Below are 23,411 nucleotides of genomic sequence, written 5' to 3' on the forward strand. Positions count from 1 at the left end.
TCTACTCGCTCACCTGGATCGTGTCCCAGTAGTACATGCCCCACGGTGCCGACGCGAATCCGGAGACCCGGTCGCTCACCGCATGCTGCACCTGAAACTCGGTGAGGCTGATCGCCTGTGCGTTGCGCAGCGCATCGTCCTGCACCTGCGCGACGATCGCCTTCTTCTCGTCGGCCGACTCGGTCGCTCCGTAGGCGAAGAACTGCGCGGTCACCGTGTCGGTCTCGAACCCGGTGAACAGCCAGGAGGTGCCGGTGATCCAGCCCAACGGATCGACCACATCAGGGGAGACGGCGCCGTACGACCAGAGAACCATGTCGGCGTCGAGGCCGTAGGCCCGGCTGAGGAAGGCTCCCGTCTCGAGGGCCGTGAGGCTGAGGTCGACATCCACTTCGGCGAGATTCTCCTTGAGGATCTGGGCGACGAGGTGATCGGTGGGATTCGCCGCGTCGTAGATGAGCTCGAGCGAGGCGATATCCGCGCCCGACTCCTCGAGCAGGCTCTCGGCCTCGTCGAGGTCTTTCGTGAAGGGCTGCTCGGTGGGCGGCGCCCAGTTCGCGAGGTTCGGCGGGATGATGCCGCGTGGTTCGGCGCCGATCCCTCGGAACGGGCCGGCCGCGATGGCTTCGTAGTCGATCGCATGAGCGAGGGCTCGTCGCACGTTCGGATCTGCCAGCGGACCGCCGGTCGTGTTGAAGCTCAGATGCTCGATCTGACTGGCGGGCAGCGCCACCAGGGCGTCGCCGTACTGCTTCGCGTCGATCGGGGAGATGTACTCGGAGATGTCGATCTGGCCTGCTTGGAACTGCGCGCCGCGTTCGGTCGCGTCGGGCACGACCTCGATGACGACCTGATCGAGATAGGGGCGCCCCTCCTGGTAGTAGTGCGGGTTCTTGTCGAGCACGATCCGACCGCCGGGGGACCAGTCGGCGACCGTGAAGGCTCCTGCGGCGACCGGGGCGGCGAAATACCCCTTCTTCGTGAGGCCGCCGAAGTCGACGGGGAAGATCGCCGACGACGACCACGTCATCAGGACCGGAAGGGTCGTGTCGGGCGCGGCCAGCGCGAAGACGACCGTGTGCTCGTCGGGCGCCGACACCTCGGTGATGTTCGCGTAGAGCCCGCCGTAGTTGGAGCCCTCGGCCCACACTCCGGCCGAGAAGACGACATCGTCGGAGGTGAGCGGCGTGCCGTCGCTGAACATCACGTCATCCCGCAGCGTGAACGTCCAGGTGAGCGCCTCGGCGTCGTAGGTCCACTCGGTGGCGATCCCGGCTTCGACCTGATCGCCCTCCGCGGTGAAGCGCAGCAGCGGCTCGAGCACGCCCTGCAGAGTCTGATAGGTCGAGTACGCCGCGGCCTTATCGGGGTCCCACCCGTCGAACGACTCCGAGCGCGCGACGTGCAGCGTGCTCTCTGCATCGGTCGCGGGGTTCGACCCTTCGCCGTTGCACGCAGTGAGTCCGGTCGCCACAACCACGACTGCCAGAAGTGACAGCGTCTTTTTCATGAAGGGAGCCATGATTCCTCCTGTCTCCCGGGACAGCAGCGTCACCGGAGCGGAATTGGATGATATCCAATTATCATGCGCGTGGTCGGCCCGCTTGTCAACCGCCGGGTCTCCCGAGCTCCGAAATGGTCAACGCGCAGCGCACGATGTCGGGTGCGCCCGGGTGCCGTGCGCGATGGCCTGGCCGGTGCACTCCCGGCCTCAGCGCGCGGATCCTGCGCCCGCGTCCGTTATCGGCTCGTCAGGCTCATCCGCGGCGACGATCTCCGGGGCATCTGATGACGCGGGCACTGCCGCCGTCGCCTCGCTCTCCTCCACAGCCCGCTCGGTTCGCACCCCGATCATGACCACCGCGAACACGCAGACCGCGATGATCGCCTCCGCCCAGAAGAACGCGAGGTAGTCGATCAGCGAGCCGATCGGCGGGGAGCCCGGAGCCGCATTGCGGAATCCGGCGATCGCGAACAAGGTCGCCGCCATCCAGCCGAGCGCCGGCCAGACGAGGCCGCGACGACGCGACAACAGGTGCCAAGCGCCCGTCGCAACGGCGATAGCGAGCGCCCACATCGCGAGGATCATGAAGATCGCGAAAGTCAGCACGCTGACGGAGCGCGTGAGGGTGAGCTCTGCGACGGCCGCGTCCGACTCCTGGTAGGCGTCGATCGCTGCCCCGAACAGCGCGTCACGATGGGCCAGCGTCAGGTGCACGGGCACCGTCTCGCCGTCCATCTTCGCGGTGAACTCCATCGTCGCCGCGTACCGGTCGAACGGATAGGCGGTGACTCCGGTGCCAGTGAGCACGACGGGCACGTCAACGCTGCCGATGCGTTCCAGTGCCGGGAAGAAGGGATCCGTCCTCATCGCCGCCGAGGTGAGGATCTCGAGATCCTCACGGGGGGAGAGCCCACCCTCGGTGGTCAGATCCCCCCGCGGCACGACGAGCAGGCGCAGCAGGAGCTCACCGCTCGACGGATCCACGCGGATGATCGAGGCGGTGATATCGACGCGATCCGGGTCGTCGGCCGGACCGGATTGGACGCCGCGGTCTCCGCCAGCCGTGCTGCCGAGCTGGGACCACGCCGCCACGCCGGCGACCAGCGCGACGATCGCCACCGCCGCGGCGACCATGCGTGTCCGTCGTGACCGCGTCTTCATCGTCTTCGCCATCGATCTCCTTCTCGTCCGAGCGAACTCGGATCATGGCGCTCGCGACGGTCGCGAACGGACACTCACTCCTCGGGGTTGCCGGGCATGTCGTGCGTCGCGCAGTGGATGCCGCCGCCGCCAGATGCCACCGTGTCGATGGCGAGCGGCACGATCTCCCGGTCGGGGAAGTGATCCTGCAAGATCCCCTGGGCGCGATCGTCGGCGCGGCGGTCGCCGAACTCGGGAACGAACACCGCCCCGTTCCCCACGTAGAAGTTCACGTAGGAGGCGAGGAAGTCATCGCCGGAGCCGCGGATCTCACCGAAGTCGGGCTGCGGCAGATCGACGACATCGAAGCCGTCGCCGCCCGCATCCGTCGCCTCCTCGAGCACCGATCGCGCCTGCGCACTAGAGCGTGACCACACGTCGTCGGGAGCACCCTCGCCGGGAACGTCGAGCAGCACGACGCCGGGAGCCGTGAATCTCACGAGGGAGTCGATGTGCGCATCGGTGATGTCTTCGTCGTAGACGCCGTCGAACCAGATCACCTTCTGCATGCCCAACAGCTTCTTGAGCCTGCTCTCGACCTCGTCGCGGTCGAGCCCGGGGTTCCGGTTGGCGTTCACCAGTGAACTCTCGGTCACGAGCAGGGTGCCGAGTCCGTCTGTCTCGAGCGAGCCACCCTCGCCGACAAGGTTCGCCTCGATGCGCGGAATCTCGAACTCCCGCAGGAACTCTCGGCCGACGAATGCATCGTTCGGATGCTCCTGCTTGTTCCCCCAACCGTTGAAGTTGAAGTCGACGCCTTCCAGGCCATCCGCAGCCTCGACGAAGACGGGGACGGTGTCGCGTGCCCACAGGTCATCCACCGCCAGCTCGACGACCTCGACCTCGGAACCGCACTCATACTCGGCATCCTCCACGTCCACCGGTGACGCGAGCATCACTACGGGTTCGAACTCGGCGATCGCGCGGGCGATGTTCGCGATGTCTGCTCGAACGTCGTCGACGTCCTCGCCCCAGATCAAAGCGGTCGGCCACGTCATCACCGTGCGCGCGTGACTGTCCCACTCGGCGCCCATGCGCTTATCCACGCGCGCCTGTGTGCCACCCGAAGGCGCTCCCGTTGCGGCGGGTCCGTTCGGCGCGCACCCGATCAGAGCCGTGCCGAGGATCCCGAGCCCTGTCGCGGTGAGCAGCCCTCTCCGAGTCACCTCAAACGCAGTCATGTCTGACCTCCAAAAATTAGATGTCATCCAAGAGTATAGGCCGCCACTCTCTGGCTCGAATCCTAGGACGGAAGTCCTGGTGGCGACAGGGCTTCGCAGCTCGCGATTTCATCGAATCCTTGACAACGCGGCGCGAGCACGTGACACTGTGATCGAAGATTTGGATTTAATCCAAATGTGGTCGCAGTGCCCCACTTCCACACTGGCGTGGACGACGGAAGGAACCAGACGTGAGCGAGCAACGACGCAGCACCACGACCGAGGGGTATCCCCGCAGGCAGTTCTTGGCCTTTGCCGGGATCGCCGCCGCCGGACTAGTGGTCGGCGGCACCAGCATCAGAGCCATGACGACGCAGGAGGCCGCCCAAGCCGCCGGAACCTTCGCCGTGCCCGGGGAAGCGGGGCCGCTCAAGCGGATCTGGATGGCGTGGCCATCGAGCACATCGATCTGGGGCAGCCTCCTCAACGGCATCCAGGGCGACATCGCCAAGATTGCGAACGAGATCGTCAAAACGACTCCGGTCGTCATGTGTGCCGATGGGGCGAGCGCCGCTACCGCTGCGCGCGCACGCGTCAGCTCCAACGTGACCGTGATCAGCTCCATCCCCGTGAACGACTGCTGGATGCGCGACTCCGGCGCGGTGTTCCGCACGGACGGAGCCGGTGGCATCGACGCGATCGGTCTCAACTTCAACGGCTGGGGCAACGAGCAGACCCATGCGAAGGACGCGCTCGTCGCCCAGAGAATCGCTCAGTACAACGGCTTCGCCTTCACCGCGGCGAACGTGGTCGGCGAAGGCGGAGGTGTGATCACCGACGGCGACGGGACGCTCATCGCAAACCGCAGCTCCTGGGTCGACTCCGCCCGCAACCCGGGCAAGACGGCCGCACAGATCGAGACCGAACTTCTTCGCATGTACGGCGCGACCAAGATGATCTGGTGCCAAGGCATCTCGGGACAGGACATCACCGACGACCACATCGACGCCACCGTCCTCTACACCGGCCCGGGCAAGGTCCTCGTGCAGCTCAGCAATCCGGCACGCCCGTCGACCATCTGGTCCCAGTCCGCGATCGCGACACGGAACCTGCTCGCCTCCGCCACCGACGCCAAGGGGCGGCAGCTGCAGGTCACGACCATCTACGGGCCCGCCTCACTTCCCCGTATCCCCTCGTCCGCGCAGGGGACCTTCTTCGACGGGTACCTGAACTGCATCGTCACCTCGGGATCGGTCATCACCGCGCAGTTCGGCGACGCCACGACCGACACCGCAGCCCGCAACGCTCTCGCCGCAGCGTTCGGCCGTCCGTGCGTTCAGCTGAACCTCGATGTGCTGATGGGCGAGGGCGGCGGCGGCGCGCACTGCGTCACCATGGAGGAACCGCTCGTCGCCGGCGGCCCCACACCGACACCGACGCCGACTCCAGTCGGTGCCACGGTCACCGCCGACCGCACCACCGTGAGCCGCGGCGGCACGATCCGCGCCACCGTCGCGAACGGCCCCGGCGGTCGCCGCGACTGGGTCGGCCTGTACCGGGCCGCCGACGCGGACAACGCCGGCGGAGTCGACGAGAAATACCTCAACGGCCAGAACACCCCGCCATCCAGCGGACGCACGTCTGCAACGATCGCGTTCACCGCACCGTCGGCGCGTGGAACGTACAACTTCCGCTTCTTCGCCGACGACGGCTTCACCCTGCTCGCCACCAGCCCGACGTTCCAAGTCACTTGAAGTCGTGAGTGCGGTCGACGCCCCGGCCGCACTCACGAAAGTGCCACGACAAGGGAGCCGTCGGATCAGACGTCGTCGTCAGAGTCGTCAGAGGTCGCGAGCCGCCGGTAGCGGCGATTGCGGGCTCCGAGCAGCACCGAGGCGCCGACAGCAGCGACGACGGATGCGGTCAGGATGGCGACCTTGGCGTGGTCGTGGTGCTCGCTCGTGACGGCGAAGCTGAGTTCGGCGACCAGAAGCGAGACCGTGAACCCGATGCCGGCGAGGAGTCCGACGCCGATGATGTCGATCCATCTCAGGGCGGGGTCGAGGTCGATGCGACGGATTCTGGTGACCAACCAGGTCGCCGCGGTGATCCCGAGCGGCTTCCCGACCACCAGAGCGAGGACGATCCCGACGACGACGGGGTCTGCGAATGCCGAAGCGAACCCTTCGCCGCCGCCGATCGCCACGCCCGCCGAGAAGAACGCGAAAACGGGCACGGCGAACCCGGTCGACAACGGACGGAACCGGTGTTCGAAGACTTCGGCGAGCCCGGGGCCAGCGTCGGGTCCGCGGTCGGCCTTCTTGTGCAGCACGGGGATCATGAAGCCGAGCAGCACGCCGGCGATCGTGGCGTGGATACCCGACGCGTGCACGAGCGCCCACGCGCCCACGCCGATGGGTAGCAGGATCAGCCAGGCGGCGGTCGGGCGCAGGTGGAAGAAGTCCCGGTACCGCTGCGCGATCACGCCGTATACCGCGATCGCGACGAAGGCGAGCACCAGCGGCACGACCTCGATCGTCTCCGTGTAGAACAGCGCGATGATGCCGATGGCGATGAGATCGTCGACGACCGCCAGGGTGAGCAGGAAGATCCGTAGCGCGCTCGGGAGGTGCGATCCGATGAGGGCGAGCACGGCGACCGCGAAAGCGATGTCGGTCGCGGTCGGGATCGCCCACCCGTGAGATTCCTCCGCGGATCCGGCCACCACGGCGAGGTAGATCACGGCCGGCACGATCACACCGCCGACCGCCGCGACGATCGGGACCACGGCCGTGCTGAAGCTGCGCAGGTCCCCGGCGACGAACTCCCGCTTGAGTTCGAGGCCGACGAGGAAGAAGAAGATGGCGAGCAGGCCGTCGGCGGCCCAGGCGCCGAGACTCAGTTGCAGATGCCAGGGCTCGTACCCGATCTCGAAGTCACGCAGCGCGAAGTACGACTCCGCCCAGGGCGAGTTCGCCCACAGCAACGCGATCGCCGCGAGTGCGACGAGGAGGATTCCGCCGACGGTCTCCATGCGGAGGATCTCGCCGATGCGGCGCGACTCGGCACGGGAGGCGGAAGGGAAGACGGCGCGGACTCTGGCGAGACGCGAAGAATTGTCCATGAGGGAGCTTTCGGGTCGACGAGCGGGCATTCGTCGACCAGGCTTCCCGACACTCCACTTTCCATTCTAACCGCAGCGCGTCTTCTCATCCTGGGGGAGGCGGACCGCTCTGAGTGCTCGGTGCGCCGGGAAGCCGTCACCCCCGTCTCTGAGGTCGCAGCTCGATCTCCGACGCCGACGGCATCAAGTCAGCTCCGCACCTCCGGCTACCGCATCGAGTGCCCGATCCTCGGGTAGCCCGATAGACACGCTCCAGTGGGCGCCTCCGCACGAACTGTGCGGCCTATACTTCCCTGAAGCCCGCGAAACGGGTCGGAGCGCCGGGAAGCCTGGTCGGCACCATTCTTCAACGACCGAGAAGACCGGATGCACACCACAGTCGCGTACATGGGCGATGTCGCCGACGACGCCCCTCCCTCACAGCTCGCCGCAGCCGAAGCGACCGAAACACGATGTCTCGTCTGGGCGATCGACCTAGCCGGCGTTGAACGGCGGCGAGAGGCGCGGCGCATACTGCGTTCGGGCGCAGCCGAAGCCTTCGCTGCTAGCCGCGCATATCGCGGCCTGAGGCACCTCGTCGTTACCTATCGTGGTGCCGATGGGCGCCGACGAGCACTGCGTTTCGCGGCACAGAGCATGGCGCGTCGGCTCCACAGCGAACTCGAACGAGTACGCGGCCGTTACGTTGACGTCGTCGTCATCGACCTGTCCGGAGTCGACGGCCAGGGACTCGTCACGCAGCGCATCGACGAACTCGCCGGCACCGGCAGTGGAATTGTCGGGTACGCCGCCATTCCATGGGAGGACCTGCGCGGCGAGAGCATCCGCGACGCCTGCACCCGCGACGTCATCTAGGGCTTCCTCACCTCATACGGGTCGCGCGGTCACCGCAGTTGCGCGAACTTCTCAACCCTGTCCGTCGGGCCCACGACGAGCACGGTATCGCCCTCGCTGAGGACGGTGTCCGCCTGCGTATTTCGCCAGTCACCGGACGCCGACCGATGTGCAGCGATCGTGACACCATGCGTCGCCCGCACAGCCCCCTCCGTCAGGGTGAGGCCGTGGAGATAGCGGGGCGCCACCGTCTTGACGATCGCGTACCCCTTCTCGATTTCGAGGTAGTCGGCAGCCGCACCTCGAACGAGATGCGCCACGCGTCGCCCCATGTCCTTCTCCGGGTAGACCACCTTGTGGACACCGAGCTGTTCGAGAACGGCACCATGCCGTTCGTCGACGGCCTTCGCCCAGATGACGGGCACTTTGAGCTGCAGAAGCAGGGACGCAGTGAGGATCGACGAAGTGATGTCAGAGCCGATGGAGACGACGACACGGTCGAACTCGCCGATCGCGAGCTGCTCCAGAACCTCGAGCCGTGTCGAGTCAGCGCGGACAACCTGGGTGAGTTGGCCGTTCAACGCTTGAACGATGTCCTCGCCTGCGTCGATACCGAGCACCTCAGTCCCGGAAGCCATCAGTTCGAGCGCGAGGGAGGTTCCGAAGCGGCCGAGACCGATCACAGCGACGGAGTCAGCCTCGGCGATTCTCCTGGCGTCCTGACCGAACGAGAGAAACTTGGGCACGTGAAGTCCTTTCGATTTGATGGGCAATGCTCGATGCCGACACGTCGTTAGCCGATCGCGGGCCGTTCCTTGGGGAGTTCGTATGATGTCCGCCGTACCCGCAGCGCGAGTGCAGACCCGAGGGTGAGCGGGCCGAGGCGACCGAGAAACATGAGCAGAGTGAGGATGACGTGCGCGGCGGCCGGCAGATCCGCGGTGATCCCGGTGGAGAGACCAACAGTGCCAAATGCGGAGACGACCTCGAACAGCACCTGATCGAGGTCGAGATCGGTCATCGCGAGGATCATGATGACTGCTGCCATGATCGCCCCCAACGCCACAATCACCACAGTGATCGCTTCGCGGTGCACAGCACGCGAGAGTCGCTTGCCGAAGACGTTGACAGCAATTCCACCGCGCAGCTCTGTCCACATGATGAAGAACAGCACAGCAAAAGTGGTCACCTTGATGCCACCAGCGGTTCCTGCGGGTCCGCCACCGATGAACATCAGCACGTCCGTCCCCAACCAGGTCTCATCGTGCATCTGCGATACGTCCACGGAATTGAATCCCGCCGTCCGGGATTGCACCGCGTGGAAGAATCCCGCGAGGATACGTGATCCGGGCGGCAGATTCCCGAGAGTGCCCGGGTTGCTCCACTCGATGAGCAGCACATATGCAGTACCGCAGACGAGAAGCACGCCCGTCACGGCCAGCACGATCCTCGTATTCATCGTCCAGTGCAACGGACGATGGAACTCCCTGCGAAGCTGACGAAGCACGGGAAACCCGAGTCCACCCAAGATGATGGCGACGCAGATCGGAAGACAGATCCAGGGATCTTGGACGAAGCCCATAAGGCTGTCCGTGTACAGAGCGAAGCCTGCGTTGTTGAATGAAGACACCGCGTGGAAGACCGCATGCCAGCCTGCGCGTACAGGGTCATATCCATACCCTGTGGTGAAGCGTAAAAAGAGCAACAGTGCAACCGCCGCCTCGATCGCGACCGTGGTGACGACGATGCCGGCGGCGACGCGTTTCATGTCTCCCTCGCCGGCAGTCTTCGTCTCCGAGCTCGCAAACATGCGCGAGCGCACCGAGAACCTGCGTGCCAGCGCCAACCCCACGAGTGCGGCGAAGAGCATAATTCCGAGGCCGCCCAGCTGGATGAGCAACAAGATGACGATCTTCCCGAACGGGCTCCAGTGCACCGGGGTATCAACCACCACCAGTCCGGTCACGCACACCGCCGATGTCGACGTGAACAGCGCCTCGACAAGCCCCGTCCATTTCCCCGTAGCTGAGGAGAGCGGCAGCATCAACAGTGCGGTCCCGACGACTATCGCCGCCCCGAACCCGAGCGCAATAGCCCGAGCGGGTGCCAGATGAAGGCTCTGAGCGAGCCGAACGCGGGCGGAACTGAGTAGAGCCACGAAGAAGCAGACTACTCCCCGTCGCGCACTCTGCCCGAGCGGAGACGATCGCCTGCCCCGAAGCTACCGAGAGGATCTCCGCTCCGAGGGCGCCCGTGAATCCGGTCCGGCGACGTCAACGCCGCCGAGTCGCGGGAAGATCGATCGGACCCGTGACCGAAAGCTCGTCCTCCCAGACCTCGATCCCGCGTACACCAGGCAGTCGCGCCTTGGTGAAGACGGGGTCAAGCCCCTCTCGTCGCTGCTGCGTGTAGTCCTTCAGGAGCTTGAAGGCGACGCCGGAGAGCAGTGCGATGGCGACGAGGTTGACGATGGCCATGAATCCCATCGCGCCGTCGGCGAAGTTCCACACGACATCGGCCGAGACGAGTGCCCCGGCGAACACCGCGGCGATCGCGAACAGACGGTAGCCGAGGAGGACACCTGGTTTCGAGGTGATGAACTCGATGTTGGTCTGGCCGTAGTAGTAGTTGCCGAGGATCGAGCTGAACGCGAGCAGGAAGATGATCACGATCAGGAGGATGTTCGACCAACTGCCCAGCGCACTGACTACCGCGCCCTGCGTCAAACCGATGCCGCGTTCGGCATTCGCCAGGTCCGGAACCGACACCAGGATGATGAACGCGGTAATCGAGCAGACCAGGAACGTGTCGAAGTAGACGCCCAGCGTCTGCACGAGACCCTGCTTGACCGGATGCGTCACTGCTGCGCTCGCACCGGCGTTGGGCGCCGAGCCCAGTCCGGCCTCGTTGGAGAACATGCCCCGCTTGGCGCCGGTGAGGATGATGTAGCCGAGCGCCGCTCCGACGATCTCGTTCGGTCCGAAGGCCTGGGTGAAGATCTGGGCGAAGACTTCGGGCAGGCGCTCGATGTGCATCGCGACGATGACCAGCCCGAGAAGCAGGTACAGCAACGCCATGACCGGGACCAGCGTCTGGGTGACCGACGCGATCCGTCGCACGCCCCCGAAGATGACGAGGCCCATGAGCAGCGCGAGCGCCCCGCCGATGACCCAGGGGAGCCAGGCTGCCGGCTCCCGCCGAAGCTCCCCGAGATGGTCGCCTGGATGGTGTTCGCCTGCAGAGAGCTGAAGGCGATGGGGAAGCAGATGATGAGGATGATGGCGAACAGCACGCCCATCCATCGTGCTCCGAGTCCGCGCTGCATATAGTAGGCGGGTCCGCCGAGGAATCCGTCCTTATCGCGAGTCTTGTACAGCTGCGCCAGAGACGACTCGATGAACGCGGAGGCTCCACCGATGAACGCCATCAGCCACATCCAGAAGATCGCACCGGGGCCGCCGATCGCGATGGCAGTCCCGACGCCGGCGATATTGCCGACTCCGACACGAGAGGCCGCGGAGATGGTGAACGCCTGAAACGAGGAGACGGATTGCGGTTCACCGCTCTCCGTGCGGGGAGTTCGATCCTTCAGCGTCCGGAACATCTCGGGGATCAACCGAAACTGCACGACGCCGGAGCGGATCGTGAAGTACAGCCCGAGGAGGACGACGATCGGGAGGACGATCCACGTCCACAGGTTGTCGCCCCAGGTCAGTAGCCACTCATTGACAGCATCCATCCGCTCAGTATGGCGACGTCGGCCCCGGCTGACCAGGCTGAGATCGTTTCTGGTCAGTGACCGGCGCCAAGTGAGATGCTGTGCGCAAGGGGCGCAGCCACCTATTCGTGCAGCTGTCCCGCTCGCAGGACTTCCCACCGTTCACGAGTCAGGAACGCCAGCTGCCCGGTCTTGTCCGCCAGTTGCACGGGAGGACCGAGCTCGAAGCCGAAGAGCTGCACGCGAGCGAGGGCCCGATCGTTGCCGATGTCCGGTTCGATCACGATCCGATCGACCTGCGGGCGTGCGAACAGGAACTCTCCGATCAGGCGTCCGAGCTGTGTGGTGAATCCGCGCGCAGGCGCGCCGCGGGCGCCGAGCAGAAAATGGATGCCGATATCACCCGGCTCGGGTCGATACACCTCGCCGAGCGGATCGTTCTCGGGTTCGTACGTCTGCAGCAGCACGACGGGAAGTCCGTCGCGGCGGATCAAGAATGCATGATGACTGGGGAGGCCGTCGACGAACGCATAGAGGTCGCGCAGTTCGTCGCGGGAGAGCGCGGCGAGCCCCCAGAAACGGGCCGCGGGGCGTGTCACCCACTCGTGGATGACGTCGAGGTCGCCGATCGGGTCGAGGACGGTGATCTCGATGCGTCCGAGTTCGGTCGAATCACTGGTGTGGACCGTGGTGCCTGCGGTGCCGCTTGCCAGTCGAACGTCGCGTACACCGGTCATTGCGTTCCCATCGTGCGGTCGAATCGGAGGGTGTGCCAGTCGGTGACGACGCGGGAGGGGTGCACGTCGGCCCATGCGGTGAGCTGATCGGCGAAGTGCGGCGATCCGGGATCGCCCGATGCCCCGAAAGGCACGCCCCACATGCTGTTGTCTCGATCGGCGAGGTCCCACGCCCAGTGTGCGACCGATCCGCGCCAGGTGCGGTCGGTGATGCCGGGCGTCGACCCGGTGCAGCGCACCGTGTCTCCGTCTCCCGACACAGTCAGATCGAAGGAAGGAGCACTCGCACCGGGTACATCCGCGAGAACGTGCAGCGGCAGCATCCGATGTGTCGTTCCCCAGGCCGAGGCGTCTGCCGCGTTGAGGAGGGCTGCGATCACGATCTCGTCGACATCTCTCGCGAGAGCAGGATGCCGCAGTAGGCGAGGAAGAGCCGCGGCGACCTGACCTTCGACGGCGAGCCAGGGGTCGAAGATCGCACCGAACGGGTGAGGCCCGAGGAGCGGCTGAAGAGCGGGGTGTGCGGTGACGGCGCGAACCAGCTCGTTGCGCCAGGCGGCGAACTGTCCAGCGGCCGAGGACACCGCATCCATGCGTCCGTCCCAGTCGAGGAGAGCGTCGCGCACCACGGCGGCCGAGGGCGGGATGGGCCCAGAAGGGAGCAGAGCCAGCAGCCCACCTCGGGAACCGCTGACGGTATCCCCCCAGATCTCCGGCAGATCCTGGACGCTCCACCGGGGCGTCAGCTCGAGCAGTTCCGAGATCCGCCGCGCGCGGTGGGCCGAGGGGTAGGCGAACCCCAGATCGATCGGCTCCGCTCCGGGTCGTTCGTTCGCATCGACCACCGCATCCGTCACGACGACCGGATTCGACGGCGAGTAGTTCGCGACCGGACGTTCGTTCTCCGCGGGAAGCGGGAGTCGGCGCTCATCGCGCGCGCGATGCGGTACTCGTCCGACCGTGGCTGACAGCACGGTCCCCTCCCGGTCGGCGGCGAGCACTCGGTTCACCGGGTCGACCCACGAGCCGAATGCCGTGATCACGTCATCCGCGGTTCGAGCCCTCAGCAGGGGGAGGAGCGCGTCCACACCGAGGTCGGCGTCCGTCCGCGCAGGGTGTCGAATACTCCACGCGCGCAGCTCATCGCCATGCGGATGCAGGTCGGTGACGACACAGCCGTGCGCAGTCTCCAGGGCCTCGATCTCGATATCGACTCCGCCGCGAACTCGGATCGTGGTGCGCTGCACATCGACGGGCTGCCATCCGTCGGGCCCGAGAGCTTCGTAGCCGTGCTGCTGCACGCGAATTCGCTCCCGGAACACGTCGACGCTGTGCGCGATCGCATTCGTGATGCCCCACGCCGCCGTGCCGGTGTGCCCGAAATGCGGCACGCCGGGAACTCCGGGAAACGCGAGGCCCACGACGTCGAACTCCTCGCAGGCGAGCCGCACCTGCTGGTAGACGCCCGGAAGTTCGAAGATCCGGTGCGGATCGCCGGCGACGAGCGGCATGCCGCTGGCGGTTCGTGTGCCGTGGAGTGCCCAGGCATTGCTTCCCGCGGCGGGCAACGTCTCATCGCCGTCATCGTGAACGCCATCGCCGGACCCGACGAAAGCGTCCACCCACTCGTCTCCCAGCGTCGTGGCGACATGCTCGCGCCAGAGCAGGAGGGGGAACGTCGAGAACAACGCGTGTGCGACATGCAACACACCGAGGGGATCATGATCGTCCCATGATGAGGGCGATTGTTCGTCGCCGAACAGCTCGTCGAGCGTGCGGAACTCGACGGCGTTCCGTCCGTCGGCATCCATCCCGCGGCGCACACCTGCCGCATAGGCGCGCACGAAGTCGCGCGTCTCATCGCCCAGCCGAGCGTAGGCGCGACGTGCCGTGTCGTCGATCCGGGCGCGACGGGCGAACACGTCCCACGTGATGCCGGCATCACCGATGAGTTCTGCGAGCCGCCCGGACGCGCGTCGCCGATCGACCTCGATCTGCCAGCCGCGGTCGCGCGCCGTCACTTCTCCTTGCGCCTCGGCGAGATCCCGCACGCCGGAAGCGCGGATGTGCGGGATGCCAAGCGGATCTCGGAAGACGTCGGCCATGCCGTCAGACTGCCACGGTCTCGTGCGGGTCCTGGCGCGCGAGGAGTGAGCGTCCGATCGGATTCGTCAGCGCGCCGGCGTACATCAGCGACGCGGACTGATTCGTCAGGTCGACCATTCGCAGGGTGTTCCGTAGCTGCAGCCGGTTCAGACACGAGTGCGCGAACGTGTCGGCGCGTAGGTCGACGAGGGAGTCGAGTCCGGGATGCTCGGCCGCATGCTGGTCCACCGTGTCGGCCGCGATGCGCCAGAAGTCGGTCTCCGGCAGGGTTCCGTCGATGTGCAGGATGCCGGCGAGGTGACGAAGAACTCCGTCGAAGACGTCTGTGAAGATCGCAAGCGCCTTCTCCTGGTCCTCGACCGGCGACACGATGCGGCGGATGTCGTCCGGTACGGAGCGATCGGCGAGGATCGCGACCTCTTCGCCGATGTCCTTCATGAAGACACCGGTCGGCACGTGGTGATCGATGATGAGGATGAGGTTCTCGCCATGGGGCATGAACGCCAGGTCGTGTGCGAGCAGGCAGTGCACGAGCGGCCGCAGATACACGCGGAGGTACGCTCGCACCCATGCCTCGGCACTGATGCCGGACGCACGGATGAGCGCCGTCGCCACCGACGCCCCTTCGCCGTCGCGGTGCAGGAGTGACGCCATCGTGGCCAGCTGCTGCGTCTCGGACACCAGGGGCACCGGGCTCTCGCGCCACAGCGCGGCGAGCATCTTCCGGTGCGGTGATGGCTCCGGAGTGCGATGGTAGACATCGCCGGTGTAGCCGATCGACGCTCGTTCCCGCAGTACTCGGAATCCGGAGTCGCGCAGGGTGGCGTCGCCGGCGACGAGGTCGAACACCCAGTCGTTGATCGCCGGGGTGACTCTCATGTAGGCAGGCGACAGGCCGCGCAAGAAGCCCATGTTCTGCACCGCGAGGGCCGTCTTGACGTAGTGCCGCTCGGGATGCGTGGCGTTGAACATCGTCCGCACCGACTGCTGCGCGCGGTACTCGTCCTCGCTTTCGCCGATGAGAACGAGATCGCGACGAGCAAGATCGGGTGCGAAGGTGATCGCGACGCGGTTCTCCCACTGCCAGGGGTGCACCGGCAGCAGCTGGTAGTCGGAGGGGTCTTCGCCGATGTCGTGGAGTCGAGAACGAAACTGCTCCCGCTCGGTCGGGCTGAGTTCTCCCGCGATGAGCGACTCCTCGTCCAGCCCGGCACCGAGGGCGAGATGCGACGCCGATCGTCGGGCCGCGACCCAGACGAGACGGAACGGGCGGCCGGTTTCGGGAGCGAACGCGGCATGGTCGGCGGCGCCGAATCCGATGCGACCGTTGTTGGCCACGAATCCGGGGTGCCCCTCGGTCATCGCCGCTTCGATCGTCTGGAAGTCCGCCTCAGTCAGCGCCTCCGCGGACTGCCCGCCCTGCGCGATCTTGAACGCGGCACCGGCCAGCGTCGAAGCGATCTCTTCCAGATAGACAGGCAACAGTGCGTCAGAGAGCCCGAGGAGCGGTTGCAGCTCGAGGATCATGGTCTGGGCATCCAGCGATGTCTCTGCGCCCTTCACCAGCCGGCGGATGCTTTCCTCGTCGACGATCCAATGCTCGAGGGCGGTGCGGATCGCGTCGAAACGGTACTCCGCGTCGCTGCCGGGGACCGAGAGTGTCCAGCCGCCGCCCTCGACCCGTTCGGGGGCGATCAGGCGCTCGTGGCTGAACTCGGCGAGAGCTTTGGCGACCAGGTGGCGCTGTGCGCGGTCGAGGGTGGCGGGGGTGAGATGGTCGGCGTGCGCGATCATGCACGTTCCTTCGATTCGAGGCGGGCAGGTTCGGTTCGGGTGAGGTCGGAGCGGGCGAAATCGTCTCGAGTGCACACCGACAGCATCGCCGTCTTGCGATGTCCGCCATCGTCGACGATCACCTCGCGCAGTTCGGTGAAACCGGCGCGCACGTTCTTTCGGCGAACACGATCGTTGCCCACATCGGGCTCGACCACGACGCGCTCCGCGCCGAGCTCGTCGAAGCACCACGCCATCACCGCAGCGAAGACGGCGTCGGTCAGCCCGTGCCGTGGCGTGCCCTCCGGTGGAGAGATCAGAATGTGCATCCCGAGGTCGCCCGGGAGAGCCTCATAGAGGCCCGGCAGCAGCACGTGCGCGGGGTCGTAGGTCTCGGCGTAGAACGACGCGACCCCGTCGACCACTCCGAGCCAGGCGTCCTGATGCGGATGGTCGACCACCGCCGCGACGTAGGCCGATACGGCAGCGACATCGAGATCCCCCATCCCCCAGAACGCGGCGTGCGGGTGCGTGAGCCACTCGTGCAGCACCGGAGCATCCCGCCTCGATTCGGCCCGGACCAGGGCTACGGCGAGATCGGGTGTGACCGTCATCGCGTGCCCTCAGCAGCAAGCGTGGCCTCGCCGGGAACGGTTGTCGGCACGCCGAACTCCTGGAAGGCGATGCGACGCTCGATCGGGTAGATCTCGGACCCGATGATCGACGCGAGGATCGACGAGTTGCGCCACGCCCCGAAGCCGAGATCTGGCGCAGTCGGGCCGTGTGTGTGCTCTTCGCCGTTCTGCACGAAGATCCGTCCGCGACCGCCGTCGATGCTGTAATTGCGCGCGACCGCGAGCCGACCCAGCTGATCCCAGTCGAGCTCATCGGCGACCGGGGCGAGGAATGGCGGTGTCCCGGCGGCGTATCCGGTCGCGAGGATGAGCGACGCGGTCTCACGTTCATGTTCGTGGCCGAGTTGTCTGTGGAGCAGGCCCAGCCGGTACCGGCTTCCGTCCCACGTTGCCGCGGTCACCTCGGTGTCCGTGAAGAGGGATGTCTGCACCGTGCCTTCGGCGCTGAGTCGGTACAGCGTGTCGTAGATGTCGTCGATGAGTTCGCCCGAGATGCCCTTGTAGAGGCTCCGCTGCTCACGCCCCAGGTGCTGACGCAATCCCAGGGGCAAGCCGTGGAAGTGATCGGTGTACTCGGGTGACGTCATCTCGAGGGTGAGCTTGGTGTACTCCATCGCGAAGAACCGGGGCGATCTGGTCACCCAGTCCAGCCGATAGCCTCCGGCGCGTGTGCCCTCGAGCAGATCCCGGTAGATCTCCGCTGCCGATTGGCCGCTGCCGACCACCGTGATCGAATCCGTCGCCTGCAGCGCCTCTCGGTTCTGGAGGTACTCCGAGCTGTGCACGAGCGGGCCGGCAGCATCCCGCAACGATTCCGGTACGACCGGCTGCGTGCCGACGCCCACCACGACGTGACGGGCCCGCAGCTCGCGCTCCTCGCCGGTATCGGTGCGCATCGTGCGCACCACGTAGACATCGTCGGCGGCGTCGTGCTCGATCGCGACGACCTCGTGGTTCCACAGCAGGTTCGGCAGCTGGTCTGTGGCCCACCGGCAGTACGCGTCGTATTCTGCGCGCAGCGCGTAGAAGCTCTCCCGGATGTAGAACGGGTAGAGCCGTCCGGTCTTCTTCAGCCAGTTGAGGAAGGAGAACTTCGAGGTCGGATCGGCCATCGTCACGAGGTCCGCGAGGAACGGGACCTGGATGGTCGCCCCCTCGATCATCATGCCGTGGTGCCAGCGGAACCCGTCCTCGCGGTCGACGAAGACGGCATCCAGACCGGTCGGCTGCGCCAGGCACGCCAGGCCCAGGTTGAACGGCCCGATCCCGACCCCGACGAGATCGTGCACATGATCGCTCATGCCGAGACCTCCGCATCGGAGAAGACGGCGTCCAGCTCGGCGTCGATCTCCGGGGCGATCCCGGCGAGGGTGGCCGCGGCATCCTTGACGATGGTGAGGATGCCGCGCACGTCGTCGAGCGTGGTCTCCGGGTTGAGCAACGTCAGCTTCAGGCACGGGCGGCCGTCGATCACCGTCTTCGCAACCAGTGCCCGGCCCGATTCGAACAGCACCCGGCGCACGCCGGCGACGAGTGCGTCCTGCCCGGCAGGGTCGATCCCCTGCGGACGCACCCGGAAGAGCACGGTGCTCAGCTGCGTCCGTCCCACGAGTTCGAGCTCGGGGTCTGCGGCGACCTCGTCGCTGACCGCCGAAGCGAGATCGATCACCGTGTCGAAGAGCTCCCCGATGCGGTCGGCGCCGATCGCCCGCAGCGTGACCCAGAGCTTCAGCGCGTCGAAACGGCGGGTCGTCTGCAGTGACTTGTCGACCTGGTTCGGCTCCTCGTTCTCGACCGGGTTCAGGTAGTCGGCGTGCCACGCTCCCGCAGCGAGATCGCGCGGCTCTCGAACCAGGATCGCGCTGGAGGAGACCGGCTGGAAGAAGCTCTTGTGGAAGTCGACGGTCACGGACCGCGCGCGCTCGATTCCGGACAGGAGGTCCCGACTCTGCGGCGAGACGAGCAGGCCGCCGCCGTAGGCCGCGTCGACGTGCATCCACACATCGCGGGATTCGCACACCGCGGCGATGGGGGTGAGAGGGTCGATGACTCCCCGATCGGTGGTCCCTGCCGTGGCCACGACGGCCATGGGGATTCGTCCGGATGCCTCGGCGGCAACCACCGCCGCGTCGAGACTGACGGGATCCATCCGTCCCTCGCCGTCGTCGGCGACTTCGATCACGGCCTCGTCGGACAGCCCGAGCAGGAGAGCGGACTTGCCGACGCTGAAGTGGCTCGATGCCGTCGCGAACACCGCCATGCGAGCGAAAGCCTCCGCGCGTGATGACCCGGCGCGCGCGAGAGCGGCTTCCCGCGCGAGAAGAAGTGCATGGAAGTTCGACTGGGTGCCGCCCGAGGTGAACACGCCGTCGCCTGCGCTGAATCCGATCCACTCCGACACGCGCTCGATGAGTCTGCGTTCCATGAGGGTACCCACCGTCGACTGGTCATAGGTGTCCACCGACGTGTTGACGGCGGCGAGCACGATCTCGGCCGCCACCGCGGGAAGCACGACCGGGCAGTTCAGGTGCGCGGCGTAAGCCGGGTGGTGGAACCACACGGCGTGCTCGAGAAACAGGTCATCGATCTCACGGATCGCAGCAGGTCCGCCGACACCTCCTCCGGCCAGGTCGACGGCGTCGACGAGTCGCTGCAGCTCGGCGCGCGACGCGCCGGAGGCCGGCTGAGTTGTTCTCTCGAAACGGCCGGCGACGCGAGACGCAGCTTGCGCGACCAACGAGCGGTATACGTCGGCTGTGGATGACGTGAGCATCTCGGACTTCAAGACTCCTCCTTATTTAGGCATGCCTATCCTAAACATGGAAGCGTGATTCGACGATACGGACGCGTCGAGATGACGGCGGCGCCGCAGACGACTGCGGGTGTGTCGTAGCGTGTCCCGAGTCTCTGTCAGAGTTTCGATGGGCTGGCGGAGGGAGGATCGAGGAGAGGTATGAGCGCGAAGAACCCGCCGACCGAGCCCGTGCGCGTCGTCGGCGACAGAGACCGACTGAGGTTCGAGATCGGGCCGAGAGATGGGCTGAGCGCCTCGATGCGACGCGTCGACATCCACGCGGCAGGTACGCACGTGACGGCAGCGGACAACAGTGTGTATGTCCCCGACTTCACGTTCCGCCTGAACCGAACTCTGAAGAGCTTCGCGCGGGGAACCCGATTCGAGCAGAGACGCGATGCTTTCGGTGACCTCGGGCCGAGAGACATCCACATGATTCTCGCGGACGGCTCCGACCGATTTCCGGACGCCGGAAGACTGTCGGATCTCTGGAGCTTCCTCGAGTTCGGGGGTACCACATTGCATGCTCTGGGCTTCCTGATTCCGACCCGAGGTGGCGTGTACGTGACGTGCGAAACATCCGTCCACCGAGGCGCGAAGAGCAGGGACATCCGGACAGCGGAGGTGTCGGTCGAAGAGATCACCGAGACGCTCGCCGAGACGCTGGATTTCGTTTCTGCGGGCTTCACAGCTCAGGAGCGCCGCTGATCCGCGGCCAGGTCCACGCCCACCGCAGGATGAGGGCGAGGATGACAATCTCGAGCGCGACGCCGAGGACGTAGAAGACCATCCACGACCCGCCCCACTCACCGACCGCGTTGAAGGCTGCGAAGGGGACCTGTATCGCGGCCACGATCAGATTCAGGATGCGGCTGACCCGCGCGGGCAGCGCCACCGACAGCACGACCATCAGGATCGGGATCGCCAGGAGGCTCAGCGCGGTGATCGCCCAGGTCTGGCTGATGTCGAACCGCCAGACGATGCCGGCGAGGATGTCGTCGACGACGCCGGGCTTGTAGAAGGCGAGGATGTCGACATAGATGTACAGGAACATGAAGCTCGTCCACGCGGCAGCGAGCGTGACTCTGACCGGCATCCGTTGTTCTTCCAGCGCCGTGGTCGTGGGCTGACGTCTCCTCATCGGATGCTCCTTCGTCGGGTGTGGATTCGTCGGATGCGGATTCGAGAACGGGTTGTCATGACTCGATGGTCGCCGTCGCGGGGTCGCACGTCATCGGCCGACAGGTCTGGATCCGACCGGCCGAAAGTACGACTCGTAGTCCGTGCCGATGGCCGATGCCCTCCAGTGCTCACTCGCGCCAGCATCGGTACATGTCGCAACAGATGAAGGCCACCCGCCCGACCGCCGGGCAGAAGGAACGGCGTCGGCGATCGAAGAGCGGCTGGCCGGCGATCACCGGCCTCCTCCTGCTCAGCGCGCTCCCGGTGCTCGGTGGTGTGTTCCGCCTCACCGAAGTGAGCGGCGAACCCGAAGGCGCCCTGGGCGTTCCATCGACGGTGGCTCTGGTCACGCACATCGTGTCGATGACCGTGTTCTGCCTGCTGGGGGCCTTCCAGTTCTCCCCGGCGCTGCGGATGCGGCATCGCTGGCACCGCACCGCCGGGCGCATCCTGATTCCCGCCGGGTTCCTCGCGGCTCTGTCTGCCATCTGGCTCGCGGTCTTCTTCGGTGGGCGCCCTGAGGAGCTCGCCCTCGCCATGATCCGCCTCGTCTTCGCCGTGGCGATGACGGCGTTCCTCGTGCGCGGGGTGATCGCGATCAGACGCCGCGACTTCGCAGCGCACGGAGCATGGATGACCCGGGCCTACGCGATCGCCGTCTCCGGCGGCACGCAGGCGCTCGTCTTCGCGCTGTGGACGATCCCCCTCGGTGAGGTCGACGCGTTGGGTGAGGCGTGGCTGGTCGCTGCGGGCATCGTGATCAACAGCGCCGTGGCCGAACTGCTGATCCGGCGACGGGCCGGCAGATGCGGGGTGTGTCGGGTCGTGGCGCGCTTGTATCCTGACGGGGTGACCGGCCTCTGGCGTTCCGCGTGGAGTGCGCCGAGCGCCGTGCCCGCTCCGCCGCGCCGGGTCTGGCGGGATGGGGCTCTCGTGGGGCTCGTCGCCCTGCTGGCCGTGGTCGAGGGCATCTTCCGGACCGACCTGCAGCAGCCGCTGCTCGCGGTGATCGCGCTGCTCGTCCTGCTGCCGACCACGCTGTGGCGCCGCACGAAGCCGCTGGCGATGCTCCTGGTCGCGATGGTGCCCCTCGACCTCCTCCTGCCCGGCTCGACCCTGTATTCGACGCTCTTCGTGATGGTGAACATCTATGCCCTGTTCCGTTGGGGTGCAGGTCGCGCGCTCGTGATCGGATCGGCCGTCCTCATCGTGAGCCTCGGACTCACGTTCGTTCGCGGGGGAGGTTTCGAAGATCTGATCGGCGGGTTCGCGCTGCTGCTCACGGTGGTGCTGCTCGGCATCGCATTCCGCTACCGGGCGGGATCCCGGCAGCGGAGCCTCGATCGCATCCGGATGCGCGAGCGCGAGGACCTGGCGCGTGACCTGCACGACACGGTCGCCCATCACGTCTCGGCCATCGCGATCCGTGCCCAGGCCGGCCTCGCGGTGGCGGCGCGAGACCCACGCGCGGCGCAGGACGCGTTGAACGTGATCGAAGCGGAGGCCGCCAAGACGCTGAGCGACCTGAGGTCGATGGTGCGGGTGCTGCGGCACGACGAGACGGCGGAGCTCGCGCCGAGTCCGCGGCTGAGCGATATCGAGCAGCTCGCCGGGACGCGGCCGGCCGTCGCGGCCGTCGCTGTGACAGTCGTGGGCGACGACGGCAGCATCCCGCCCCCGGTGGCGGCCGCGGTCTTCCGTCTCGCGCAGGAGTCGGTGACCAACGCCCTCCGTCACGCGCGTCAGGTCAGCCGTGTCGATGTGCGCGTGGAGGCGGATGCCGGAGGGTTGCGGGTGAGCGTGACGAACGACGGAGACGTCGCCGCGTCGCCGGCGCCCGGATTCGGCATCATCGGCATGATGGAGCGTGCTGCCCTGCTCGGCGGCACCTGCCAGGCGGGGCCAGCGCCCGGCGGCGGATGGGCTGTCCTCGCGGTGCTGCCTCGTGCGGGATGGGCACCATGACCATCCGCGTGCTCATCGCCGACGATCAGGAGCTCGTGCGCACGGGCCTGAGCATGATCCTCGGCGCGCAGCCCGACATCGAGGTCGTGGGGGAGGCCGTCGACGGCGACCAGGCGGTCGCCCTCGCCCGCACGCTGCGACCGGACGTCTGCCTGTTCGACATCCGCATGCCCGATCTCGACGGCATCGAGGCGACCCGCGTGCTGGCCGGCCCGGGCGTTGATGACCCGATGGCCGTCGTCGTCATCACGACCTTCGATCTCGACGAGTACGTCTTCGCGGCGCTGCGAGCCGGCGCCAAGGGATTTCTGCTCAAGGATGCCGGCCCCGAGCTGCTCGCCCAGGCGATCCGCGCTGCCGCGAGCGGGGACGCGCTGATCGCCCCCAATGTCACGGTGCGGCTGCTCGAGGCCTTCGCCGGAGCGCGGCCTGCCGCTCCGCCGCCACAGCCGGTCGAGCCGCTCACCGACCGCGAGGATCAGGTGCTCGCGAAGGTCGCGGAGGGGCTGAGCAACGGCGAGATCGCGAGCGAGCTCTTCATCACGCTCAGCACGGTGAAGACGCACATCGGGAGCCTCATGACCAAGCTCGGCGCCCGCAACCGCGTCGAGATCGCCATCTGGGCGCACCAGACGGGGCGGATGCGCCGCTGAAGCCACTGCCTGGTCGTGTCCCGAGT

At 66.6% G+C, this 23,411-nt stretch carries 19 protein-coding genes and 1 pseudogene; 5 read left to right on the top strand and 15 right to left on the bottom strand.

Annotated features, from left to right (window positions below; genetic code table 11):
• Position 1: 1 nt before the first annotated feature.
• The 3 genes from V5D55_RS10115 to V5D55_RS10125 form a co-directional block, all read right to left on the bottom strand.
• Positions 2-1,522 (bottom strand): ABC transporter substrate-binding protein, encoded by a 1,521-nt coding sequence (locus tag V5D55_RS10115; protein WP_435742522.1) that lies wholly within the window; start codon positions 1,520-1,522, stop codon positions 2-4.
• Between the two features lie 189 nt (positions 1,523-1,711).
• The gene (locus V5D55_RS10120; protein ID WP_435742524.1) at positions 1,712-2,677 is read right to left on the bottom strand and encodes a DUF4436 family protein; all 966 of its coding nucleotides are present in this window, start codon (positions 2,675-2,677) and stop codon (positions 1,712-1,714) included.
• 62 nt (positions 2,678-2,739) lie between these two features.
• Positions 2,740-3,885: an agmatine deiminase family protein gene (locus V5D55_RS10125; protein ID WP_435742526.1), complete on the bottom strand. Its 1,146-nt coding sequence runs from the start codon at positions 3,883-3,885 to the stop codon at positions 2,740-2,742.
• 230 nt (positions 3,886-4,115) lie between these two features.
• On the opposite strand from V5D55_RS10125, the gene V5D55_RS10130 reads away from it, so the two are divergent.
• Positions 4,116-5,618 (top strand): agmatine deiminase family protein, encoded by a 1,503-nt coding sequence (locus V5D55_RS10130; protein WP_435742528.1) that lies wholly within the window; start codon positions 4,116-4,118, stop codon positions 5,616-5,618.
• 65 nt (positions 5,619-5,683) lie between these two features.
• On the opposite strand, the gene nhaA is transcribed toward V5D55_RS10130, so the two are convergent.
• The gene (nhaA, locus tag V5D55_RS10135; RefSeq protein ID WP_435742530.1) at positions 5,684-6,988 is read right to left on the bottom strand and encodes a Na+/H+ antiporter NhaA; all 1,305 of its coding nucleotides are present in this window, start codon (positions 6,986-6,988) and stop codon (positions 5,684-5,686) included.
• A gap of 387 nt (positions 6,989-7,375) precedes the next feature.
• Here nhaA and V5D55_RS10140 point away from each other — a divergent pair, with 387 nt between their 5' ends.
• Positions 7,376-7,843, top strand: a complete 468-nt coding sequence (locus V5D55_RS10140) for a hypothetical protein (protein WP_435742532.1) — start codon at positions 7,376-7,378, stop codon at positions 7,841-7,843.
• 29 nt (positions 7,844-7,872) lie between these two features.
• On the opposite strand, the gene V5D55_RS10145 is transcribed toward V5D55_RS10140, so the two are convergent.
• The 10 genes and pseudogenes from V5D55_RS10145 to V5D55_RS10190 all read right to left on the bottom strand — a co-directional run bounded on the left by V5D55_RS10145 (position 7,873) and on the right by V5D55_RS10190 (position 19,564).
• Positions 7,873-8,568, bottom strand: coding sequence for a potassium channel family protein (locus tag V5D55_RS10145; RefSeq protein ID WP_435742534.1), 696 nt, complete (start codon positions 8,566-8,568; stop codon positions 7,873-7,875).
• A gap of 47 nt (positions 8,569-8,615) precedes the next feature.
• Positions 8,616-9,980, bottom strand: a complete 1,365-nt coding sequence (locus V5D55_RS10150; protein WP_435742536.1) for a TrkH family potassium uptake protein — start codon at positions 9,978-9,980, stop codon at positions 8,616-8,618.
• Positions 9,981-10,095: 115 nt separating this feature from the next.
• Positions 10,096-10,965: an alanine:cation symporter family protein gene (locus V5D55_RS10155; RefSeq protein WP_435749284.1), complete on the bottom strand. Its 870-nt coding sequence runs from the start codon at positions 10,963-10,965 to the stop codon at positions 10,096-10,098.
• A 113-nt stretch (positions 10,966-11,078) separates the two neighbouring features.
• Positions 11,079-11,561: pseudogene (locus tag V5D55_RS10160) on the bottom strand (alanine:cation symporter family protein); the annotation flags it as partial.
• A gap of 101 nt (positions 11,562-11,662) precedes the next feature.
• On the bottom strand, positions 11,663-12,277 hold the full coding sequence (locus V5D55_RS10165; RefSeq protein ID WP_435742538.1) for a GNAT family N-acetyltransferase: 615 nt from the start codon (positions 12,275-12,277) through the stop codon (positions 11,663-11,665).
• Positions 12,274-14,382, bottom strand: a complete 2,109-nt coding sequence (locus V5D55_RS10170; RefSeq protein ID WP_435742540.1) for a penicillin acylase family protein — start codon at positions 14,380-14,382, stop codon at positions 12,274-12,276. Before V5D55_RS10170 ends, V5D55_RS10165 begins: the two co-directional genes overlap by 4 nt.
• A gap of 4 nt (positions 14,383-14,386) precedes the next feature.
• Complete coding sequence (locus V5D55_RS10175; RefSeq protein ID WP_435742542.1) at positions 14,387-16,177, bottom strand: IucA/IucC family protein; 1,791 nt, start codon at positions 16,175-16,177, stop codon at positions 14,387-14,389.
• The gene (locus tag V5D55_RS10180) at positions 16,174-16,770 is read right to left on the bottom strand and encodes a GNAT family N-acetyltransferase (RefSeq protein ID WP_435742544.1); all 597 of its coding nucleotides are present in this window, start codon (positions 16,768-16,770) and stop codon (positions 16,174-16,176) included. The genes V5D55_RS10175 and V5D55_RS10180 overlap by 4 nt, the downstream gene beginning before the upstream one ends.
• Complete coding sequence (locus tag V5D55_RS10185) at positions 16,767-18,092, bottom strand: lysine N(6)-hydroxylase/L-ornithine N(5)-oxygenase family protein (protein ID WP_435742546.1); 1,326 nt, start codon at positions 18,090-18,092, stop codon at positions 16,767-16,769. The genes V5D55_RS10180 and V5D55_RS10185 overlap by 4 nt, the downstream gene beginning before the upstream one ends.
• Positions 18,089-19,564, bottom strand: a complete 1,476-nt coding sequence (locus V5D55_RS10190; protein WP_435749285.1) for a pyridoxal phosphate-dependent decarboxylase family protein — start codon at positions 19,562-19,564, stop codon at positions 18,089-18,091. Before V5D55_RS10190 ends, V5D55_RS10185 begins: the two co-directional genes overlap by 4 nt.
• Before the next feature lie 210 nt (positions 19,565-19,774).
• Here V5D55_RS10190 and V5D55_RS10195 point away from each other — a divergent pair, with 210 nt between their 5' ends.
• Positions 19,775-20,293, top strand: coding sequence for a hypothetical protein (locus V5D55_RS10195; protein WP_435742548.1), 519 nt, complete (start codon positions 19,775-19,777; stop codon positions 20,291-20,293).
• On the opposite strand, the gene V5D55_RS10200 is transcribed toward V5D55_RS10195, so the two are convergent.
• On the bottom strand, positions 20,271-20,726 hold the full coding sequence (locus tag V5D55_RS10200) for a DUF6326 family protein (RefSeq protein WP_435742550.1): 456 nt from the start codon (positions 20,724-20,726) through the stop codon (positions 20,271-20,273). The two genes, V5D55_RS10195 and V5D55_RS10200, sit on opposite strands and share 23 nt — an antisense overlap.
• 191 nt (positions 20,727-20,917) lie before the next feature.
• On the opposite strand from V5D55_RS10200, the gene V5D55_RS10205 reads away from it, so the two are divergent.
• Together V5D55_RS10205 and V5D55_RS10210 are read left to right on the top strand one after the other, a co-directional pair.
• Positions 20,918-22,732: a DUF2306 domain-containing protein gene (locus tag V5D55_RS10205; protein ID WP_435742552.1), complete on the top strand. Its 1,815-nt coding sequence runs from the start codon at positions 20,918-20,920 to the stop codon at positions 22,730-22,732.
• A complete protein-coding gene (locus V5D55_RS10210) occupies positions 22,729-23,385 on the top strand; it encodes a response regulator (protein WP_435742554.1) in 657 nt (218 codons plus the stop codon). The genes V5D55_RS10205 and V5D55_RS10210 overlap by 4 nt, the downstream gene beginning before the upstream one ends.
• Positions 23,386-23,411: the final 26 nt, after the last annotated feature.

This window comes from Microbacterium sp. PMB16 (assembly GCF_051294855.1).
Taxonomy (GTDB): Bacteria; Actinomycetota; Actinomycetes; order Actinomycetales; family Microbacteriaceae; genus Microbacterium.

What these genes read in the sequence shown, in the direction of transcription:
- V5D55_RS10115 (WP_435742522.1), bottom strand. Translation starts at nt 1,522, where the DNA reads ATGGCTCCCTTCATGAAAAAGACGCTGTCACTTCTGGCAGTCGTGGTT.
- V5D55_RS10120 (WP_435742524.1), bottom strand. Translation starts at nt 2,677, where the DNA reads ATGGCGAAGACGATGAAGACGCGGTCACGACGGACACGCATGGTCGCC.
- V5D55_RS10125 (WP_435742526.1), bottom strand. Translation starts at nt 3,885, where the DNA reads ATGACTGCGTTTGAGGTGACTCGGAGAGGGCTGCTCACCGCGACAGGG.
- nhaA (WP_435742530.1), bottom strand. Translation starts at nt 6,988, where the DNA reads ATGGACAATTCTTCGCGTCTCGCCAGAGTCCGCGCCGTCTTCCCTTCC.
- V5D55_RS10140 (WP_435742532.1), top strand. Translation starts at nt 7,376, where the DNA reads ATGGGCGATGTCGCCGACGACGCCCCTCCCTCACAGCTCGCCGCAGCC.
- V5D55_RS10155 (WP_435749284.1), bottom strand. Translation starts at nt 10,965, where the DNA reads ATGGGCCTCGTCATCTTCGGGGGCGTGCGACGGATCGCGTCGGTCACC.
- V5D55_RS10165 (WP_435742538.1), bottom strand. Translation starts at nt 12,277, where the DNA reads ATGACCGGTGTACGCGACGTTCGACTGGCAAGCGGCACCGCAGGCACC.
- V5D55_RS10170 (WP_435742540.1), bottom strand. Translation starts at nt 14,382, where the DNA reads ATGGCCGACGTCTTCCGAGATCCGCTTGGCATCCCGCACATCCGCGCT.
- V5D55_RS10175 (WP_435742542.1), bottom strand. Translation starts at nt 16,177, where the DNA reads ATGATCGCGCACGCCGACCATCTCACCCCCGCCACCCTCGACCGCGCA.
- V5D55_RS10180 (WP_435742544.1), bottom strand. Translation starts at nt 16,770, where the DNA reads ATGACGGTCACACCCGATCTCGCCGTAGCCCTGGTCCGGGCCGAATCG.
- V5D55_RS10185 (WP_435742546.1), bottom strand. Translation starts at nt 18,092, where the DNA reads ATGAGCGATCATGTGCACGATCTCGTCGGGGTCGGGATCGGGCCGTTC.
- V5D55_RS10190 (WP_435749285.1), bottom strand. Translation starts at nt 19,564, where the DNA reads ATGCTCACGTCATCCACAGCCGACGTATACCGCTCGTTGGTCGCGCAA.
- V5D55_RS10200 (WP_435742550.1), bottom strand. Translation starts at nt 20,726, where the DNA reads ATGAGGAGACGTCAGCCCACGACCACGGCGCTGGAAGAACAACGGATG.
- V5D55_RS10205 (WP_435742552.1), top strand. Translation starts at nt 20,918, where the DNA reads ATGTCGCAACAGATGAAGGCCACCCGCCCGACCGCCGGGCAGAAGGAA.
- V5D55_RS10210 (WP_435742554.1), top strand. Translation starts at nt 22,729, where the DNA reads ATGACCATCCGCGTGCTCATCGCCGACGATCAGGAGCTCGTGCGCACG.